Source organism: Achromobacter sp. D7-1 (genome assembly GCF_059760445.1).
Window position 1 is genome coordinate 21535 of sequence record NZ_JCBAMT010000065.1, and the last position, 19503, is coordinate 41037.

The 19503-nt window shown below is 69.2% G+C and carries 20 protein-coding genes; 17 read left to right on the plus strand and 3 right to left on the minus strand.

What is annotated here, in order from left to right; all coding sequences use genetic code 11:
* The first annotated feature begins 1 nt into the window (after window position 1).
* From AC6LKD_RS23630 to AC6LKD_RS23695, 14 genes are all read left to right on the plus strand, one after another.
* Window positions 2-1702 (plus strand): ApeI family dehydratase, encoded by a 1701-nt coding sequence (locus AC6LKD_RS23630; protein WP_498117636.1) that lies wholly within the window; start codon window positions 2-4, stop codon window positions 1700-1702.
* Window positions 1689-2441, plus strand: a complete 753-nt coding sequence (locus AC6LKD_RS23635; protein ID WP_498117637.1) for a glycosyltransferase family 2 protein — start codon at window positions 1689-1691, stop codon at window positions 2439-2441. Before AC6LKD_RS23630 ends, AC6LKD_RS23635 begins: the two co-directional genes overlap by 14 nt.
* The gene (locus tag AC6LKD_RS23640; RefSeq protein WP_498117638.1) at window positions 2438-3361 is read left to right on the plus strand and encodes a lysophospholipid acyltransferase family protein; all 924 of its coding nucleotides are present in this window, start codon (window positions 2438-2440) and stop codon (window positions 3359-3361) included. Before AC6LKD_RS23635 ends, AC6LKD_RS23640 begins: the two co-directional genes overlap by 4 nt.
* Window positions 3354-3797: an acyl-CoA thioesterase gene (locus tag AC6LKD_RS23645; RefSeq protein WP_498117640.1), complete on the plus strand. Its 444-nt coding sequence runs from the start codon at window positions 3354-3356 to the stop codon at window positions 3795-3797. The genes AC6LKD_RS23640 and AC6LKD_RS23645 overlap by 8 nt, the downstream gene beginning before the upstream one ends.
* Window positions 3794-4411 (plus strand): outer membrane lipoprotein carrier protein LolA, encoded by a 618-nt coding sequence (locus AC6LKD_RS23650; protein WP_498117642.1) that lies wholly within the window; start codon window positions 3794-3796, stop codon window positions 4409-4411. Before AC6LKD_RS23645 ends, AC6LKD_RS23650 begins: the two co-directional genes overlap by 4 nt.
* Complete coding sequence (locus AC6LKD_RS23655; protein ID WP_498117643.1) at window positions 4395-6746, plus strand: MMPL family transporter; 2352 nt, start codon at window positions 4395-4397, stop codon at window positions 6744-6746. Before AC6LKD_RS23650 ends, AC6LKD_RS23655 begins: the two co-directional genes overlap by 17 nt.
* A 15-nt stretch (window positions 6747-6761) precedes the next feature.
* Window positions 6762-8009 carry an NAD(P)/FAD-dependent oxidoreductase gene (locus AC6LKD_RS23660; RefSeq protein WP_085947859.1) on the plus strand — a complete coding sequence of 416 codons (1248 nt, stop codon included), beginning with the start codon at window positions 6762-6764 and terminating at the stop codon, window positions 8007-8009.
* Window positions 8010-8017: 8 nt separating this feature from the next.
* Window positions 8018-8575 (plus strand): DUF3261 domain-containing protein, encoded by a 558-nt coding sequence (locus tag AC6LKD_RS23665; protein WP_498117644.1) that lies wholly within the window; start codon window positions 8018-8020, stop codon window positions 8573-8575.
* The gene (locus tag AC6LKD_RS23670; protein WP_498117645.1) at window positions 8572-9771 is read left to right on the plus strand and encodes a beta-ketoacyl-ACP synthase; all 1200 of its coding nucleotides are present in this window, start codon (window positions 8572-8574) and stop codon (window positions 9769-9771) included. The genes AC6LKD_RS23665 and AC6LKD_RS23670 overlap by 4 nt, the downstream gene beginning before the upstream one ends.
* Window positions 9768-10223: a hotdog family protein gene (locus AC6LKD_RS23675; protein WP_498117647.1), complete on the plus strand. Its 456-nt coding sequence runs from the start codon at window positions 9768-9770 to the stop codon at window positions 10221-10223. Before AC6LKD_RS23670 ends, AC6LKD_RS23675 begins: the two co-directional genes overlap by 4 nt.
* The gene (fabG, locus tag AC6LKD_RS23680; RefSeq protein ID WP_498117648.1) at window positions 10220-10951 is read left to right on the plus strand and encodes a 3-oxoacyl-ACP reductase FabG; all 732 of its coding nucleotides are present in this window, start codon (window positions 10220-10222) and stop codon (window positions 10949-10951) included. The genes AC6LKD_RS23675 and fabG overlap by 4 nt, the downstream gene beginning before the upstream one ends.
* Window positions 10951-12174 (plus strand): beta-ketoacyl-ACP synthase, encoded by a 1224-nt coding sequence (locus AC6LKD_RS23685; RefSeq protein ID WP_498117649.1) that lies wholly within the window; start codon window positions 10951-10953, stop codon window positions 12172-12174. The genes fabG and AC6LKD_RS23685 overlap by 1 nt, the downstream gene beginning before the upstream one ends.
* A gap of 47 nt (window positions 12175-12221) precedes the next feature.
* Window positions 12222-12662, plus strand: coding sequence for an excinuclease (locus AC6LKD_RS23690; protein ID WP_492275437.1), 441 nt, complete (start codon window positions 12222-12224; stop codon window positions 12660-12662).
* 78 nt (window positions 12663-12740) lie between these two features.
* On the plus strand, window positions 12741-13202 hold the full coding sequence (locus AC6LKD_RS23695) for a GatB/YqeY domain-containing protein (protein WP_013392984.1): 462 nt from the start codon (window positions 12741-12743) through the stop codon (window positions 13200-13202).
* Between the two features lie 83 nt (window positions 13203-13285).
* Here the strand turns inward: AC6LKD_RS23695 and dinB are convergent, their stop codons facing one another.
* Window positions 13286-14365 carry a DNA polymerase IV gene (gene dinB, locus AC6LKD_RS23700; RefSeq protein ID WP_498117650.1) on the minus strand — a complete coding sequence of 360 codons (1080 nt, stop codon included), beginning with the start codon at window positions 14363-14365 and terminating at the stop codon, window positions 13286-13288.
* A 103-nt stretch (window positions 14366-14468) separates the two neighbouring features.
* Between dinB and AC6LKD_RS23705 the strand changes: the two genes are divergently transcribed.
* On the plus strand, window positions 14469-14891 hold the full coding sequence (locus AC6LKD_RS23705; protein WP_013392982.1) for a PaaI family thioesterase: 423 nt from the start codon (window positions 14469-14471) through the stop codon (window positions 14889-14891).
* A 36-nt stretch (window positions 14892-14927) separates the two neighbouring features.
* On the opposite strand, the gene AC6LKD_RS23710 is transcribed toward AC6LKD_RS23705, so the two are convergent.
* Together AC6LKD_RS23710 and AC6LKD_RS23715 are read right to left on the minus strand one after the other, a co-directional pair.
* Complete coding sequence (locus AC6LKD_RS23710; RefSeq protein WP_207471718.1) at window positions 14928-15383, minus strand: BPTD_2524 family lipoprotein; 456 nt, start codon at window positions 15381-15383, stop codon at window positions 14928-14930.
* 68 nt (window positions 15384-15451) lie between these two features.
* Window positions 15452-16267, minus strand: a complete 816-nt coding sequence (locus AC6LKD_RS23715; RefSeq protein WP_013392980.1) for an IclR family transcriptional regulator — start codon at window positions 16265-16267, stop codon at window positions 15452-15454.
* A gap of 108 nt (window positions 16268-16375) precedes the next feature.
* Here AC6LKD_RS23715 and AC6LKD_RS23720 point away from each other — a divergent pair, with 108 nt between their 5' ends.
* Together AC6LKD_RS23720 and AC6LKD_RS23725 are read left to right on the plus strand one after the other, a co-directional pair.
* On the plus strand, window positions 16376-18448 hold the full coding sequence (locus AC6LKD_RS23720; RefSeq protein WP_498117651.1) for a metallophosphoesterase: 2073 nt from the start codon (window positions 16376-16378) through the stop codon (window positions 18446-18448).
* A gap of 28 nt (window positions 18449-18476) precedes the next feature.
* Window positions 18477-19442, plus strand: a complete 966-nt coding sequence (locus AC6LKD_RS23725; RefSeq protein WP_013392978.1) for a Bug family tripartite tricarboxylate transporter substrate binding protein — start codon at window positions 18477-18479, stop codon at window positions 19440-19442.
* The last annotated feature ends 61 nt before the right edge of the window (window positions 19443-19503 follow it).

Sequence of the window (19503 nt, forward strand, 5' to 3'; positions counted from 1 at the left end):
CATGGCCTGGACCGATCTCGCGCAGTTGCTGCTGCCCGTCCCGCCCGACCTGGCCGGCGCCCTGGTCGCCGATGAGCCGCCCCTGACGCGCGAGGCATTCGCGCGCGCCAGCCTGCAGGCCGCCGGCGCCTTGCAGGCGCGGTCGCTGCGGCGCGTCGCGCTCTGGTTCGAAGACGCAGCCCAGATGGCCATCGCGCTATTCGCCTGCTGGCGCGCCGGCGTGGTCGCGATCCTGCCGGGCGACGCCCAGGCGCAGACCTGCGCCACGCTCGACGCCACGGTGGACGCCTGGCTGAGCGACGCGGAACTGCCGCTGCCGGCGCAACGACTATGCCGCCTGGCCGACCTGCAAGACGGCGCGCCGCTGGCGCCCGCCGCGCTGGACCCGGCGCTGACGCTGGTGCTGTGCACCTCCGGCTCCAGCGGCACGCCCAAGCATATCGCCAAGCACTGGCGGCAATTGATGGAAGAAGTCCGTGCGCTGCAGCAGCAATGGCCCGATGCGCACGGTCCCGTGCTGGGCAGCGTATCGGCGCAGCACATGTACGGCCTGCCCTTCAGAGTGCTGTGGCCGTTGTGCGCAGGACGCCAGCTGGACCGGCTGCAACGTCTCTATCCCGAAGAGCTGCAGCAGGCCAGCCTGCGCCATCCAGCCTGCACCTGGATCGCCAGCCCCGCGCTGCTGCGCCGCCTGGGACAACGGCTGGACTGGACCCGGCTGCGCGGCCGGCTGACCCGCGTCCACTCCTCCGGCGGCGAACTGCCCGCCGAGGCCTCCGACCATATCGCGCAGCATCTGGGCCTGCGCCCCAGCGAGATCTACGGCAGCTCCGAAACCGGGGCCGTCGCCTGGCGCGAAGGCAACAGCTCCTGGCGGCCGCTGCCTGGCGTGACCGTGGATCTCAACGACGAAGGCGCGCTGCGCGTGCAATCGCCCTGGGTCAACCCGGCCGAGGCGCAGACCGCCGATGGCGCGGAACTCGCCGATGGCGGCTTCCGCCTGCTTGGGCGCCTCGACCGCATCGTGAAGATCGAGGAAAAACGCATTTCCCTGCCCATGCTGGAGCAGGCGCTGGCGCGCCATCCCTATGTGGCGGAGGCGCGCCTGGGCGCATTAGCCGGGGCCGCGCGCCTGGCGGCCCTGGTGGCCCTGTCGGCCGGCGGCCTGCATGCCTTGCGCAACCAGGGCCGCAAGGCGGTGGTGGACGCCTTGCGCGCGCACCTGAGCGCAGGCTTCGAATCGCTGGCCATCCCCCGCACCTGGCGCTTCTTTGCACAGCTGCCCGCCAACGCCCAGGGCAAGCTGCCGCGCAGCGCATTCGAGGCGGCAGCCGGCCCCCGGCCGCTCGCGCCCGTAGCGGTGGCGCTACCGCCCCCGGCGGACCACGAACGCCGCTACACGCTGGAAATCCCCTGCGACCTGGCCCATTTCAGCGGCCATTTCCCCACCGCCCCCGTGGTGCCCGGGGTGGTCCAGATCGGCTGGGCCATGTCACTGGCGCAACGCGACCTCCATCCCGAGTTGCGCTTCGCGGGCATGGAAGCCCTGAAATTCCAACGGCTGCTGCGCCCGGGCGACGTGGCGGTGCTGGCGCTGAAATGGGACGCCTCGAAGCAGAAGCTGTATTTCGCCTTCACGCTCAACGACGCGCCCTGCTCTTCCGGCCGCATTCTGCAGGCGGGCAGCCATGACCCCGCATAAGCTGTGCGCGCTCATTCCCGTGTACAACCACGGCGCCACGGTAATCGCGGTGCACGCGCAACTCGCCGCGCAGGGCCTGCCCTGCGTGCTGGTGGACGACGGCTCCGCGCCGGCTTGCGCGGCCACGCTGGATGCGCTGGCGGCCCAACCGCATACGCATCTGCTGCGGCGCGCGGCCAACGGCGGCAAGGGCGCGGCGGTGCAGGACGGGCTGCGCGCGGCGGCCGCGCTGGGCTATACCCATGCCTTGCAGGTGGACGCCGACGGCCAGCACGCCCTGGCGGACGCGGCCGCCTTCGCGGCAGCCTCCCGCGCCCAGCCCCGCGCCCTCATCTGCGGCGCGCCGGTCTATGGCGACGACGTGCCGCGCAGCCGCCTCTACGGCCGCTGGCTGACGCGCGTGTGGGTCTGGATCAATACGCTTTCGCTCGACATCCCCGACGCCATGTGCGGCTTTCGCGTCTACCCGCTGGCCCGGGTGCTGCCGGTGATCGACGGCGCACAAGTGGGCCGGCGCATGGACTTCGACATCGCCGTCCTGGTGCGACTGCATTGGCGCGGCGTGGCGATGGTGTGGCTGCCGACGCGCGTGGCCTATCCGGAAGGCGGCATCTCGCACTTCAAGGGCCTGCGCGACAACCTGCTGATCAGCCGCATGCATGCGCGCCTCTTCTTTGGCATGCTGGCGCGCTCGCCGGCCCTGCTGTGGCGGCGGCTTGCGGGAGGCCCGCAGCCATGAGCGCCGCCGACCAGCATTGGGCCGGCCAGCCCGAACGCGGCAGCGCCGCGTTGATGCGCCTGACCACCTGGGCGGCACGCACTTTGGGACGCAGACTCGTCGCGCCCGTGGTCTGGATGGTCGTGCTGTATTTCTATGTCTCCGGCGGCCGCGCCCGGCGCTCGATCGCGGCCTACCAGCGCCGGCTGGCGCAATCCGGGGCGCTGGCCGAGCCGCTGCCGCGCCGCATGCCCGTCTATCGCCAGTACCTCGCGTTCGCCAACGCCATCCTGGACAAGCTGGATGTCTGGCAAGGCAAGATCGCCATGGCCGACCTGGACATCTCCGACCCCGACGGCCTGCACGCGCAGATGGGCAGGAACCGCGGCCAGATCCTGGTCGGCTCGCACCTGGGCAATATCGAGGTCTGCCGCGCGCTGGCGGAACAGAGCGGCACCTTGCATCTCAACGTGCTGGTCCATGACAAGCACGCGGCTCATTTCAGCCGCCTGCTGCATGACGCCGGCGGCGGGCTGCGCATGATCCAGGTCAGCGAGCTGGATGCTCCCGCCATGCTGGACCTGGCGCAGCGCCTGGACCGCGGCGAATGGCTGGCCATTGCCGGCGACCGCGTGCCGCTGCAAGGCGACCGCTGCACGCCCGTGGATTTCCTGGGCGCCACCGCCCTGCTCCCGCAAGGCCCCTGGCTGCTGGCCGGGCTGCTGCGCTGCCCGGTCAATCTGCTGTTCTGCACGCGCCACGGCGCGCGCTACCGCGTGGCGATGGAACGCCTGTCCGACTGCATCGAATGGACGCGCGCCACGCGCCAGGCCCGGATCGCCGAAGTGGCCCAGCGCTATGCCTGCCGGCTTGCCGCGCACTGCCGCCAGGCGCCGCTGCAATGGTTCAACTTTTATCCCTTCTGGAAAGACGATGCGTAAACGAGGCGCCATCGGCGCTGAAGTCGAAATCCGCGTGCCCTTCTTCGACGTCGATTCGCTCCACGTCGTCTGGCACGGCCACTATGTGAAGTACCTGGAGCAGGCCCGCTGCGAACTGCTGGACCGGCTGGGGCACAACTACGACGCCATGCGCGCCAGCGGCTACGCCTGGCCAGTGATCGACCTGCATCTGCGCTATGCGCAACCCGCGCAGTTCGGCCAGCGCCTGCTGGTGCGCGCCGAACTGGTGGAATGGGAACACCGCCTAAAGATCAACTATCTGATCCTGGACGCCGCCAGCGGCCAGCGCCTGACGCGCGCCACGTCCGAACAGGTGGCGGTCTGCATCCAGACCCGCGAAATGCAGCTGGCCTCGCCCGCGGCGCTGGTCGATGCCGTGAAGCGCAAGCTGCAATCGATGGAGACACCCGCATGAAGCGCTGCCTGGTTTTCGCGCGCCGCCTGTGTGCCCTGCTGGCCCTGGCGCTGCTGCCCTTTGCCGCCCGGGCCTTCGACCTGGTCGATCTGCAGCGGCAGTTGAGCGCCACGCCCGTGGTGCGCGGCCACTTCGTGCAGCAGAAGTTCCTGCGCTCGCTGCCGCAGCCGCTGACCAGCCGCGGCGACTTCACGCTGGCGGCGGGCAAGGGCCTGCTATGGCTGCTGCGCACGCCGATCGCGCAGGACTTGCGCATCAACGCCAACGGCATCTTCCGGCGCGACGAAGCCGGCAAATGGCAGGCCCTGCCGCAGCATTCCGGTGCCGGCCGCGAGAACCGGCTGTTCCTGTCGGTGCTGGCGGGAGACACCGCCGGACTGCGCGAAAACTTCGACCTGACGCTCACCGGCCGGGCGGAAGCATGGCAGTTGCTGCTGACGCCGCGCTCGGTCCTGCTGCGCCAGATCTTCGACAACATCCAGATCAACGGCGGCGCGCTGGTGGACCGCATCGAACTGCGCGAGACGCAGGGCGACCGCAGCGTGCTGCAGATGACGGATGCGCAAGCCGCGCAGGCCCTGAGCGCCGAGGAGCAACGTGCGTTCGCCGATTGAGCGCTGGCTGCCGCGGCTGTTCAAGCTGGGGCTGCTGCTGATTCTTTGCGCCGGCGCCTGGCAAAGCCGCCACGGCTGGCCGGTGTCGGCCAACCTGATGGAACTGGTGCCGCAAGCCGGCGCCGACGCCACGCGTCAGCTGGCCGAGGCCCGCATCCAGGAGCCCTTGTCGCGCCAGCTCATCGCGCTGGTCGCCGCGACTTCCGGCGCGGACTCCGCCACGCCCGCGCGCCTGCTGGCGCAGCGTTGGACGGACAGCGGCCTGTACTCATCCGTGCAGGTGGAACTGCAGGTCGACGTGGCCGCGCTGCGCGCGCAATTGCTGTCCGGCCGCCTGGCCATGCTGCCTGCGGCGGACCGGCGCCAGCTTGAGACCGACCCCGCCGCCTACGCCCAGCGCCGCGCGCGCGAACTGTCGGACCCGTTTTCGTCCTCCGGCCTGGTGCCGGTGGACCAGGACTGGCTGGGCCTCACGCGCCGCGCCGAGCAGGCGCTGCGCCCCGGCGGCGCCGTGCAGTACGACATGGGCACGGGTACCCTGCAGGCCGAGCACGGCGGCAGGCGCTGGGTGCTGGTGCGCGCCGAAACCCGCGGCGACGCCTTCGACGCCGCTGCCCCCCAGCAGATCGCCGCTCAACTCGAACTGGACCGCCAGGCCCTGAGCGCGGCCGGCGCCGAACTGCTGGTGGCGGGCGGCCCCTTGTACGCGGCCGCGGGCCGGGCGCAAGCGGTCGCAGAAAGCAGCTGGATCGGCACCGTGGCCACCATCGGCATCGTCCTGGTCCTGCTTTTGGCGCTGCGGCGCGTGCGCGCGCTGCTGGCCTTCGTGCCGGTCGCCGTCGGACTGTTGACGGGCGCGGTGGCCTGCGTGGCCGTGTTCGGCTCCATCCACGTCCTGACCCTGGTGATCGGCGCCAGCCTGATCGGCGTCGCGGTGGATTTCCCCATGCACTGGCTGGGCAAGAGCTACGGCATGGCCGACTGGCAGGCCTGGCCCGCCCTGCGGCGCGTCCTGCCCGGGCTCACCATCAGCCTCGCCGCCAGCCTGGTCGGCTACGTCGCGCTGGCGTTCACCCCGTTTCCGGCGCTGACGCAGACCGCGGTGTTCTCGGCCGCCGGCCTGCTGGGCGCGTACGCCTGCACCGTGTGCCAGTTGCCGGCCTGGATGGATGGCTGGCGGCCCCGCCCCTGGCAGCCGCTGCTGCGCTTTGCCGAGGCCGCGCTGCGCGCGCGCGCACGTGTGGCCGGCCGCCGCGCCATGCTCTGGCTGGGCGCCCTGGCCTTGTTCGCCGCCACCGCCGGCGGCATCGGCCGGCTGAGCATCCAGGACGATCTGCGGCAGTGGCTGAGCCTGCCCGCGCCCTTGCTGCAACAGGCCCGCCAGATCGGCGAAATCACGGGCTTCATGCCGACCAGCCAATTCTTCCTGGTGCGCGCGCCTGATGCCGACGAACTGCTGCGCAGGCAGGCGCTGGTGTCGCAGGCGCTGGATACCCTGGTTGCGCGCGGCGATCTCGCTGCCTACAACGCTTTGAGCCAGCTGGTCTCGCCAGCCGCCGCGCAGCAGGCGCTGGGTTCGAAGCTGGCCGCGCTGGCCACGCAACCGGAAGTCTGGAAGCCGGTCACCGACCTCGGCATCCCCTACGAAGCCTTGCGCCAGGAACTCCAGTCCATGGCCGCGCTGCCGCCGCAGACAATCGACGAAGCGCTGCAAGGTCCGCTGGCGGAACGCTGGCGACCGCTGTGGCTGGGCATGCGCGATGGGCAAGCCGCAGGCATGGTGACATTGCTGGGCCTGCGCGACGCGTCCGCGCTGGAGGCCATCGCCCGCGCCGCGCCGGACGTCACGCTGGTGGACCGCAGCGGCGAATTGAACCGCATGTTCGCGGCGACGCGGGTCGAAGCCGCCGAACTCAAGCTGTTGTCCTACGTGGTCGCGGCCGCCCTGCTGCTGCTGACCCTGGGACGCGCCGCCGCCTGGCGCATCCTGGCCGTGCCGCTGGCGGCCACCGCATGCAGCCTGGCCGCGCTGGGCTACCTGGGCCAGCCGCTCACCCTGTTCAGCCTGTTCGGCCTGTTGCTGGTTTCCGCCATCGGCGTGGATTACGCCATCTTCATGTACGAGCGAGTCGCGGGCGCGGCCGCCAGCCTGGTCGGCATCCTGCTGGGCGCCGCCACCACCTTGCTGTCCTTCGGCCTGCTCGCCATCAGCCAGACCCCCGCCATCGCCAATTTCGGACTCGCGGTGGCCCTGGGCGTGGCCTTCTCGCTGCTCTGGGCGCCCTGGATCAACCCGCCGCGCGAGACCGCGCCGCATCCTGCTTTCAATAACTAAATGGACATACCTGGCATGGAACATCGGGAAGTTGTAGTCATCGGCGCAGGCCCCGCGGGCGCGGTCGCCGCCGCCCTGTTGAAACGACAAGGACATGATGTCCTGATGCTGGAACGCCAGCAGTTCCCGCGCTTTTCCATCGGCGAAAGCCTGCTGGCCCATTGCCTGGAATTCGTGGAAGAAGCAGGCATGCTGCCGGCGGTGCAAGCCGCTGGCTTCCAGGTCAAGAACGGCGCGGCCTTCGCCTGCGGCGACCGCTACACGCACTTCGATTTCCGCGACAAGTTCAGCGCCGGCCCCGGCACCACGTTCCAGGTGCAGCGCGCGCACTTCGACAAAGTGCTGGCGGACGATGCCGCCCGCCAGGGCGTGGAGGTGCGCTACTTGCAGGAAGTGACGGCAGCCGATTTCGGCGGCGACGGCCCCTTGCTGGACGTGCGTCGCGCCGACGGCACGCCCTACCAGGTGAAGAGCCGGTTCGTCCTCGACGCCAGCGGCTACGGCCGCGTGCTGGCGCGCCTGCTGGACCTGGAGCGCCCCTCGTCGATGCCGCCACGCAAGGCCATCTTTACCCATATCGAAGACCGCATCGACGATCCCGGCTTCGACCGCGAGAAGATCCTGATCAGCGTGCACCCGGAAGAACGCGGCATCTGGTACTGGCTGATCCCCTTCTCCAATGGCCGCTGCTCGTTCGGCGTCGTCGGCGGCGAGAACCTTTTCGGCGGCCCCGGCCAGGACCTGATGGCCACGCTGCGCGAGATGGCCGATGCCGCGCCCAACCTCAAGCGCGTCTTGCAGAACGCGGTCTGGGATACGCCCGCCAATACCATCGGCGGCTATTCGGCCAGCGTGCGGCAACTGCACGGCCCCGGCTACGCGCTGCTGGGCAACGCGGCAGAATTTCTGGACCCGGTCTTTTCTTCCGGCGTCACCATCGCCCTGCGCTCGTCCAAGCTGGCGGCCGACGCGCTGCATCGCCAACTGAGCGGCGACCAGGTCGACTGGCAGGCCGACTTCGCCGATCCGCTGATGGTGGGCGTGGAAACGTTCCGCGCCTATGTCCAGGGCTGGTACAGCGGCGAATTCCAGGACGTGGTCTTCTACGAGAACGCGCAGCCCGAGATCCGCCGCATGATCAGTTCCATCCTGGCGGGCTACGCCTGGGACCAGAACAACCCCTTCGTCGCCAACCCGCAACGCCGCCTGCGCATGCTGAGCGAGCTTTGCCGCGGCGCCGAAACGCAGCCGCTGCCCGCCTGATCCCGACCATGGCCGCCGCCCGCAGCTTCCTCCTCTCCGCCGCGCGCGCCTTGGCCGCGGCCGCGGCGCTCGCCCTGCTGGCGGGCTGCGCGGGCGCGCCGCCCGTGCCGGCGCGCGACGCGGACTTTTCGCTACCGCGGCAGTTGCACGTGGTGCAGTCCGCCGCCGGCCAGCCCGCCCTGGACACGCTGCTGGTGGTGCAGCGCGAAGGCGCCGCCTTGCGCTGGTCGCTGTTCGACCCCATGGGCGTACCGCAGGCGCGGCAGATGCTGGAACACGGGCAATGGCGCAATGACGGCTTCCTGCGGCCCAACGCCCAGGCGCGCGATCTGTTCGCCGCCCTGATCTTCGCGTGGACGCCCGAAGCGGAGCTGGACGCGGCCTACGGCGCCGGCCACTGGCGCGCCAGCCGGCAGGACGGCGGCGCGTCCCAACGCGAGCTGCTGGAAGGCGGCCGCCCGCGCTGGAGCGTGCGCTGGCCGCAAGCCGCGCAAGCCGGCACATTCACCATCACCACCGCCGACAGGGTCACCTGGCGGATCTCGCCCTTGAAGGAGCAGCCATGAACAGCTGGTTGGGTACGCCCGGCGTGGTGTGCGCGCTGGGCGCCGGCATCGACGCCGTGGCCCGCGCCGCATTCGCCGGCGACACTTCGGGCATGCGTCCGCAATCGGACTGGGTTCATGGCCGCACGCTGATGCTGGGCGGCCATGCAGGCGCGCTGCCTCCCATCCCCGAGACGCTGCCCGCCCATCATCGCAGCCGCAACAATCAATTGCTGCTGGCCGCCGCGCTCCAGATCGAACCGCAATTGCGCGCCGCGGTGGCCCGCCATGGCGCCGCCCGCGTCGCCGTGGTGCTGGGCACCAGCACCTCCGGCGTCAATGACAACGCGCCCGCCTTCCGCCAACTGGCGGCGCAGGGCGCGTGGCCGGACAGCTACGACTACCGCCGCCAGGCCCTGTCGTCGCCCGCCGCGTTCTTCGCGGATTGGCTGGGCGTCACCGGACCGGCCTACACGCTATCCACGGCCTGCACCTCCAGCGCCCGCGCCCTGCTGTCAGCGCGCCGGCTACTGGCCTCGGGCCTGTGCGACGCGGTGGTCTGCGGCGGCGCCGATACCTTGTGCCGCCTGACCATCAACGGCTTCGCCACACTGGAAGCCATCGACGACACGCTGTGCCTGCCATTCTCGGCCAACCGCCGCGGCATCAATATCGGCGAAGCCGGCGTCCTGTTCCTGATGGAGCGCGAACCCGCCGACGAGCGGTCCGTGGCGCTGCTGGGCGGCGGCGCCAGCTCCGACGCCTGGCACATGTCCGCACCCGAGCCCAGCGGCGCCGGCGCGCGGGCAGCCATGCAGGCCGCCCTGCAATCCGCCGGCGTGGACGCGGGCAACATAGGCTGGGTCAATCTGCACGGCACTGGCACCACGCACAACGACGCCATGGAAAGCCAGGCCATGCATGCCGTCTTTCCGCAGGGCGTGCCCTGCGCCTCGACCAAGGCGCTCACCGGCCACGCGCTGGGCGCGGCCGGCGCGCTGGAAGCGGCGTTGGCCTGGGCCACCCTGTCCGCCGGCAATGCCGCTGGCCTGCTGATGCCCCACGTTTGGGACGGCCAGGCCGATCCGGCGCTGCCGGCGCTGGATTTCAGCACCGCGCAGCACCGCTACGCGCAGGGCCGGCCACGCCTGGCCATGAGCAATTCCTTCGCCTTCGGCGGCAACAACGCCAGCCTGGTCCTGGGAGCGCAGCCATGACGTCCTGGCCCATCTCCAGCCTGTTGCCGCACGCCGGCGACATGATCCTGATCGACGAGGTCTGCAGCCAGGATGCCGACCGCATTACCGCGCGCGCCATGGTCAAACCCGGTCCCTACTCGCTGCCCGACGGCTCGCTGCCGCCATGGATGGGCATGGAGCTGATGGCGCAAGCCGTGGGCGCCTGGGCCGGCTGCCAGGCGCGCCAGGCCGGCGAGCCCGTCAAACTGGGCTTTCTGCTCGGCACGCGGCGCTACGAATGCCATGCCGACGCGCTGCCTGCCGGCGCCCGCCTGACCATCCACGCGCGCCGCGGGCTGGTCGACGCCAGCGGCATGAGCGTCTTCGAATGCGAACTGCGCGACGACGCGCGCCTGCTGGCCGAGGCCAGGCTGAACGTCTATCAGCCCAAGGACCCCACCGCTTTTATCCAGGAAGAATCACCCGAATGAGCGCTGCCCCCATCCTCGTAACCGGCTCGAGCCGCGGCATCGGCCGCGCCATCGCGCTGGCCCTGGCCGACGCCGGCCACGACCTGGTGCTGCACTGCCGCCAGCAACTCGACCAGGCGCACGCCGTGCAGGCCGAAGTCCAGGCGCGCGGACGCCAGGCGCGCGTGCTGCAATTCGACGTGGCCGACCGCCAGCAATGCGCCGTCGCGCTGCAGGCCGACATCGACGCGCACGGCGCCTATTACGGCGTGGTGCTGAACGCCGGCCTGACCCGCGACGGCGCGTTTCCCGCCCTGACCGGCGATGACTGGGACCAGGTGCTGCGCACCAATCTGGACGGCTTCTACAACGTGCTCAGCCCGCTCGCCATGCCCATGATCCGCCGCCGCGCAGCCGGCCGCGTGGTCTGCATGGCGTCCGTGTCCGGCCTGGTGGGCAACCGCGGCCAGGTCAACTACAGCGCGTCCAAGGCCGGCCTGATCGGCGCCGCCAAGGCCCTGGCGGTGGAACTGGCCAAGCGCCAGATCACCGTCAACTGCGTGGCGCCGGGGCTGATCGACACCGACATGATCGACGAGCACGTGCCGGTCGAGGAAATCCTGAAGGCCGTGCCGGCGCAGCGCATGGGGCGCCCCGAGGAAGTGGCCGCCGCCGTCGTGTTCCTGATGTCTCCTGGCGCCGCCTACATCACGCGCCAGGTCATCGCCGTCAACGGAGGGCTGTGCTGATGAAGCGCGTCGTCATCACCGGCATGGCCGGCATCAGCGCGCTCGGCAACGACTGGGCCAGCGTGCAGCAGGCGTTCCAGGCGGGCCGCAGCGCGATCCGCGTCATGCCCGACTGGTCGCGCTACGCCGAACTCAATACCCGCCTGGCGGGCCCCATCGAAGACTTCCGGACGCCCGCGCACTGGACCCGCAAGCAGCTGCGCAGCATGGGGCGGGTTTCCCAGCTGGCGGTGCGGGCGGCCGAGCTGGCGCTGGATGACGCGGCGCTGCTGGGCGATCCGCGCATCGCCGACGGCCGCATGGGCGTGGCCTGCGGCTCCTCGGTGGGCAGCACGGCGGAAATCCGCGCCTTCGGCAACATGCTGCTCAATGGGGTGACGGACGACCTGAACGCCAACTCCTATGTCCGCATGATGCCCCACACGACCGCGGCCAACGTCGGCATCTTCTTCGAGCTGAAGGGCCGCATCATTCCGACGTCCAGCGCCTGCACCTCGGGCAGCCAGGGCATAGGCTATGCCTACGAGGCCATCCGCTACGGCCGCCAGGAGCTGATGCTGGCGGGCGGCGCGGAAGAACTCTGCGCCAGCGAAGCCCTGGTGTTCGACGCGCTTTATGCGACCAGCCAGAAGAACGACACGCCCGAGCTCACGCCCCGCCCCTACGACCGCGACCGCGACGGCCTGGTGATCGGCGAAGGCGGCGGCATGCTGGTGCTGGAATCGCTGGACCATGCGCTGGCGCGCGGCGCGCGCATCCATGCGGAAATCGTCGGCTTCGGCAGCAATTCGGACGGCACCCACATCACGCGGCCCGAGGCCAGCACCATGCGCATCGCCATGGAAATGGCGCTGGCCGACGCCAACCTGCCGCCCGAGGCCATCGGCTACGTCAACGGCCACGGCACCGCGACCGAACAGGGCGACATCGCCGAAACCCAGGCCACCCACGGCCTGTTCGGCAGCCGCATGCCGATCAGCTCGCAAAAGAGCTATTTGGGCCACACCCTGGGCGCCTGCGGCGTGCTGGAGTCCTGGTTCAGCATCGAAATGCTCAATCGCGACTGGTATGCGCCCACGCTCAACCTGCGCAACGTCGACCCGCGCTGCGGCGAACTCGACTACCTGACCGAAGGCCGCGGCATGAGTAACGAATATGTCATGAACAACAACTTCGCCTTCGGCGGCATCAACACGTCGTTGATTTTCCGCCGCTGGCGATGATGTCCGCATCAGCCGCGTTTTCCCCTCAAATGAATGGAATGCCTGCCATGAACGTCTCTTACAAGCTGTCCGCCGCCCTGTTCCTGTCGTTGGCCTGCGCCGCGCCGGCCCTCGCCGCGGATCGTACCGTCCATCTGCCGATGCAGGCCGCGGTCGAAGCCGCCCAGGCCGCCGGCAAGATCGACGGCAGCGTCAAGTTCTACCTGGCCGGCACCGGCCCCAAGGGCGCGGTGCTGGAAGCGGGCGTCATCACCAACCGCAAGACCAACGCCTTCGCCAAGAAGGACGAAGACGCCTGCCTGTGGGTGGCCCAATCCGCCATCATCGCGCTGCACGAAGCGGCCAAGAAGGCCGGCGCGAACGCGGTGACCAATATCGTCAGCTACTACCGCAAGAACGAATACAGCAGCAAGACCGACTACGAATGCCATGCCGGCGCCATGGTGGCCGGCGTCGCCCTGCGCGGCGACCTGGCCAAGGTGAAGTAAGGGGCGGCACGGCCACTGCCAGATCGCCGGCCGCCGGTTTACACTGCTTGTTTGACGCAACACCACAAAGGTTTACCCATGAGCACTGCTACGCTCAAGACCCGCCTCTCCGATGCCGTCAAGGACGCGATGCGCGCCAAGGCCGCCGAACGCCTGACCACGCTGCGCTTCCTGCTGGCGGCCGTCAAGCAGAAGGAAGTGGACGAACGCCGCGACCTGAACGACGCCGAGATCACCGCCATCATCGAAAAGCAGGTCAAGCAGCGCCGCGAGTCCATCGCCGCGTTCGAACAGGCCGGCCGCACCGAAACCGCCGAACAGGAAAAGGCCGAACTGCTGGTGCTGCAGGAGTTCCTGCCGCAAGCCGCCACGCCCGAGGAAGTCGCGGCCGCCATCGACGCCGCGCTGGCCGAAGTGGCCGCCCAAGGCGTGACCGGCGCGCCCGCCATGGGCAAGGTCATGGCCCTGCTGAAGCAGGCCCTGGCCGGCCGCGCCGACATGACCGCGCTGTCCCAGCAAGTGAAGGCCCGCCTGGCCTGAGCCCTGCCGGGGCTGGCTGCCGCCCGTGCCTGGCTGCCGCTCAGGCTTCCCGCCAGGCACGGTAGCCAGCCGCCCCGCTCAGTTCAGAACGCGCCCCCGAACAGATCGGGCTGGCGCGTTTGCTCCTGCGGGTCGGCGAAGTTGCTCATTCCCACCCCCGCCAGCCGGTACAACGTCTCCGGCGGCAAATCCACGCGCTCGCATAGCAGCCTGGCAACGGCTGCCAGCTCCGCCGCCGATCCGGGCGGACCCGGGCTGGTCTGGCTGCGCGTCAGGATGCGGAAACGGTCCGTCTTCAGCTTGAGCACCACGGTGCGGCCCAAGGCGCCCTTCTTCAGCGCCTGGTCCCACACGCGTTCCGCCATGCGGTCGATGGCCTCGCCCACCGCGTCCAGGCGGATATCCTGCGAGAACGTGGTCTCCGACGAGACCTGCTGCAAGGGCTGGTCGGTCTGCACCTCGCGCTCGTCGATGCCGCGCGCCAGTTCGTACAGGCGCCGGCCGTAGCGGCCGAAATAGTGCTCCAGTTCCTGGGCGCTGTGCGTGGCCAGGTCCCCCACCGTATGGATGCCCAACTGCTCCAGGCGCGCCTGCGTCACCTTGCCCACGCCCGGCACCTTGCGCACCGGCAAGGGTTCCAGGAAGGCCAGCACCTTGGCAGGCCGGACCACGAACAGGCCGTCCGGCTTGTTCCAGTCGGACGCGATCTTGGCCAGGAATTTGTTGGGCGCGACGCCGGCCGAGGCCGTCAGTCCGGTTTCCTCGCGGATCTGGTGCCGGATGACCTGGGCGACCTCAGTGGCCGAAGGCAGCCCCAGCTTGTTGACCGTGACGTCGAGGTAGGCCTCGTCCAGCGACAAGGGTTCGATCAGGTCGGTATGGCGGGCGAAGATCTGCCTGACCTGGCGCGAGACATCCCGATAGCGGTTGAAATCCGGCGGCACGTAGATCGCATGCGGGCACAGGCGCTCGGCCCGGGCCGCGGACATGGCCGAATGGATGCCAAAACGCCGCGCCTCATAGGACGCGGCGCACACCACCGAGCGCGGTCCGGTCCAGGCCACGACCACGGGCTTGCCGCGCAGGTCCGGGTTGTCGCGCTGTTCCACGGACGCGTAGAACGCGTCCATGTCCACGTGCACGATCTTGCGTAATTCATTCATGGTGGTGCTGCCCCCATGAGCCGTTCATCGCCTGAAGTCCCGTGGCAAAAACATATATTATGACCGGCGACAACCGACTTCCCATTCCCGCCCGCAACGGTCCATGACTGCACCCTCAACCACCCAAACCGACTACTTCGGCCTGACCATTCCCTTCATGCATTTCGTCGGCCTGGTGCCCGAGAGCATCGCGCCGGCCTACGCCCGCACCTCGCTGCCCTGGCGCGCCGACCTGACCAACAGTCGCGGCGACGTGCATGGCGGCACGCTGATGAGCGTGCTGGACTTCACCCTCAGCGCCGCCGCGCGCGGCTCGGCCGACGGCACCGAAGGCATGGCCACCATAGACATGAACACCTCGTTCCTGTCGCCCGGCACGGGCGACCTGGTGATCGAGGCGCGCTGCCTGCGCCGCGGCGCCTCGATCGCTTTCTGCGAAGGCGAGGTCCGGCGCGCCGACGGTGAATTGGTAGCGCGCGCCACCGCCACGTTCAAGATCATCCGCCGCCGTCCTGGCGGCGACTGAGCGCGCAGGCGGCGGCAAGCCGCCGGCGCCTGCGCGTCAGTTGGGCAGGTCGCGCGAGGGCTTGACCGGCGGACGCGGGTCCAGCGGCATGTAGCTGCTGCACGACACCAGGCTGTAATAGACCGCGTCCTGCATCGCGCGCATCGCGGCCGCGTCCCAGGTGCCCTTGCCCCACACCACGATGCGCACATCGGTGGTCTTGGGGCCGGCCGCCTTCAATTCGACCCGCGTCATTTCATTGTCGCTGTAGGGCGCCAGCACCTGCACCACCCCGGACTGCGCGCTTTCGTTCAGGGTGTCCACCACGCGGTAGGCGTTGTCGGTGCTGCGCAGGCAGGCATTGGCCTGCCGGATCGCCGCGTCGTAGGCATCCTTGAAGCTCACCGGGGCCTTGAATTCGCTGTGCGGCGACGAACCGCCGGACGAAATGCCCATCGAGCAGCCTGCCAGGCCCAGGGCCAGCGCCGAAGCCGCGACCAGTTTCCAGTACATGTGTATCTCCAGATCAGTGCCCGCGATTATCCCGCATATCCGCCGCGCGCGATAAACGCCGCCCTCGTTCACATGATCCCGATGCGGTACTCCAGGTTCTTGACCAGGGTCCGCAGGCGCGGGCCCAGGGTTTCGTAGACATGCTTTTCGTCCAGGTTGTCGGACGGAATCGTCACGTTGAAGGCCAGCGGCAGGTCATTGGATCGATAGCGCATGGGCGTGGCGATGCCGCACAGCTCGGCCCGCCAATCCTTGCTGACCACGCAGAAGCCGTGCTGATCGATGGCCTCGAACGCCGGCTGCAATGACGGTCCGAAACGCTCCCAGTCCTCCGGATACTCCTCGGCCAGGCGGCCGCAGATGAGCTCGCGCTCTTGCGGCGTCTGCGCGTAGAGCAGCGCGCGCCCAGTGGCGGTACGCAGCAAGGGGCGCGCCGACCCGATATCCGGGCGCGAGGCGTTCGACGCGCCATCGTGCACCGTTTCCACATAGACCACCTGCAGCCGGTCGCGGATGGCCATGGACACCGGCCCCTTGGCATAGCGCGCCAGTTCGATCATGTCGTGCGCGGCCAGCTGCCGCAACGTCAGATGCACCAGCAGGGGATAGCCCAGCGTCAGCACGGCCGGACCCAGCGAGTACTTGCCGGTGCGTTCGTCGCGCCGCAGATAGCCCAGCCCCACCAGCGTGAACGTCAGCCTGGACACGGTCGGGCGCGTCAGGCCGAGCATTTCGGCGATTTCCTTGTTGCCCAACTGCGGCTCGGACGCAGAAAAACACTTGAGCACGTCCAGGCCATTGGAGAGCGTGGAGGCAAATCGCGGGTGCGCTTCCAGCGAGGCGCGGGATTCGAGTTCGTAGTTGAGCGGGGTTTTGGAATGCATGGCGGCCTAGGGTTCCGGAGCATTGACAGTATATCGCCTGCCGAAATACAAACATTCCGTTCACTATAAACACTTGAATTCCATTTATTGAAATTGAAAGGCCAGTTGATGACGAATCCCCGCTTTTCCCGCCAGCCCTTGGGCGCCCGCCTGTTCAGCTTTGCCGTCGTGGCCGACACCCACGTCAACGAATCCGAAGACACCTGCGCATCGCCCTTTGCTACCAACGCCCGCGCCAATGCCCGCGCGCGGCACGTCTTCGCCGACATTGCCGCCCTCGATCCCGCCCCCGCCTTCACGATCCACCTGGGCGACATCGTCCACCCGGTGCCCAGCATGCCCTCGTTCGAGGAGGCCGCCGGTCGCTTCAAGGCCATCGCCGGGCAGATCGACATGCCCCTGCACCTGGTACCCGGCAACCATGACGTCGGCGACAAGCGCATCGACTGGATGCCGGCCGACATCGTCTGCGACGACTACCTCGACAAGTACCGCCAGGTGTTCGGGCCGGACTATTACGCGGTGGACCATGGCGGCGCCCGCTTCCTGTTCCTGAACTCCCTGCTGTTCAACTCCGGACTGGCGGCGGATGCCGCGCAACGCGCCTGGATCGATGAGCAATTGGCCAGCGCCAGCGGCCGCGTGTTCGTGTCGCTGCACTATCCGCCCTATCTGCACGATGCGGACGAGCGCGGCTCCTACGACAACATCGACGAGCCCGGCCGCGGCTGGCTGCTGTCGCGCCTGGCCGATCCGCGCGTGGAAGGCGTTTTCGCCGGCCACGTCCACAACTTCTGGTATGACGTCATCGGCCGCGCGGAGATCTACATGCTGCCGTCCACCGCCTTCCTGCGGCATGACTTCTCGGAGTTCTATCGCGTGCCGCCGGCGGACGAATTCGGCCGCGGCGACGTCGAGAAATTCGGCTATTTCATCGTCGACGTGCACGAGCAGGGCCATGTGGCCAAGCTGATCCGTACGCATGGCGCCATGCGCGGCGTAGCCGATGACGGCAAGACGGCGGCGCGCACCCTGCCCACGGTCCACACCAAGACCGCCGCCTGCGACGGCATCGCGGTCGAGATGCGGCACCCCTGGGCCGAAATCGTCGAGATCCCCTGCACCGGCGGCGTGCAGGAATTCGGCCGCAAGCTGGCGCGCAACGACTACCCCCTGATGTCCATGTGGGAGATGGGGCTGCGCACCCTCAAGATTCCGGCGCAGGACCTGCGCGACGACAAGACGTTGCGCCGCGCCCGCCTCATGTCGGACGTCGGCCACCGCTTCGTGCTGACCTCGCTGGGCCTGCCGGACGCCAAACTGCTGCAACAGGCGCGCCAGCACGGCGTGGCCATTGCTGCCATCGAGATCAACCTCAACGCCCAGGCGCTGGCGGACGCGGGCGCGGCCTTGCAGCGCCTGCGCGAACATACCGACGCCCGCCTGCTCTATTGCAAGATCAGGACCGGCGCGGACGACGAGCACTTCGACGGCAAGCACTACAGCCATTTCGTCAACACGGGACTGCGCGCCTCCGAACTGGAGGCGGCCCAGACCGCCCTGTTGCCGCACTTCGCACAGAAGAACCTGGACGGTTTCACCGTGCGCCTGGACTGGGGCGCCGACCTCATTGCCACGCATCAGCAACTGGCCAGCCAGGCGCGGGACTGGGGCGCGACCGTAAACGTGGGCGTCAAGCTGGCCGACCGCCTGGCGGCGGCGAACGACGACGACACCGCCATCGCCGCGCTGGTGGCCGAAGCCTTCCTGGCGGCCCGGACCACCGACACGGTCAGCTATTCCTTCGACACCTTCATGGACGTGGACCGGGGCTACTTTCCGCGCAACGGCCTGATCGACCGCCGCTACGACCCGCGGCCGGCTGGACTGGCGCTGGCGGCATTGAACGCGGTCTTCGCAGGCCAAGCCGCGGGCGACGGATCGGTTGAACGGATCGACGGCGAGGCCGGCCTGCGCCTGTGCCGCTACCAGTCTGGCGGGCAGACCTATGAACTGGCCTACGGCTGCGGCCCGGCGCTGCAACGCCAGGTCGAGGCTGGCGCATTCAAGCGCGTCGTCGATCTGACGGCCCAGCGCGTGCTGCAAGCAGGGGACGATTGGACCGGGTACGCGCGCCTGCCTCTGCCCGGCCAGGCATTGCTGCTGATCCAGCGCAACTGAACTCACGCAACCGCACAGGAGCCACCCCATGTTTCGATACGCAATCAAACTCGCGGGCTTGCTGGCCGCCGCCTGCCTGCCGCTGTTCGCCCAGGCCCAGCCCTACCCCGACAAGCCGGTGCGCCTGATCGTCGCCTACACGCCGGGAGGCGCCACCGACGTGATCGCCCGCATCCTCGCGGCCAAGCTGAGCACGAGCTGGGGTCAGCAGGTCATCGTGGAGAACAAGTCCGGCGCCAGCGGCATGATAGGCGCCGAACAGGTAGCGCGCGCCACGCCCGACGGCTACACCCTGCTGCTGGCCTACACGCCCGAGGTCTCGATCAACAAGCTGGTCTACAAGCAGATGCGCTACGACCCCTTGAAGGACCTGCAGCCCATCGCCCTGGTCGCGGATGCGCCGCTGGTGCTGGTCAGCGGTCCCAAGCTGCCCGCCACCACCTACGCCGACCTGAAGCGCCAGGGCGCAAAAGCGCCGCTGGTCTACGGCTCGCCCGGCATGGGCGGCCAGCAGCATCTGGCAGGCGAACTGCTGCGGGTGCGCTCAGGCATGAACCTGACGCATGTGCCCTACCGCGGCACGGCCCTGGCCGTGGCAGACCTGGTGGGCGGCCAGATCGACATCTTCTTCGCCACCGCGCCGGCCATCATCGGCCAGATCGGCGCCGGCAAGCTGCACCCGCTGTTCATCGCCGGCCCCCGGCGCCAGGACGTCCTGCCCTCGACGCCGACGGCCAAGGAGGTGGGCCTGGACGACTTCGACATTTCCAACTGGTTCGGCCTGTTCGGCCCCGCCGGCATGCCGCCGGCCCTGGTGGACCGTATCTCCAAGGACACGGCCCAGGCATTGCAGTCCGCCGACGTAAAGGAAAAGCTGCAAGGCCAGGGACTGGCCATTGCCTACAAGCCGCCCCAGGAATTCAAGGCCTACATCGGCGCCGAAATGGCCAAGTACGGCGCCATCGTCAAGGCGACCGGCCTGGAGCCGCAGTAGGCGTAGACCTCGCCCGGCGCGGGCCCGCGGGCGGTTCGACACCGCCCGCGCCGCTATGGCA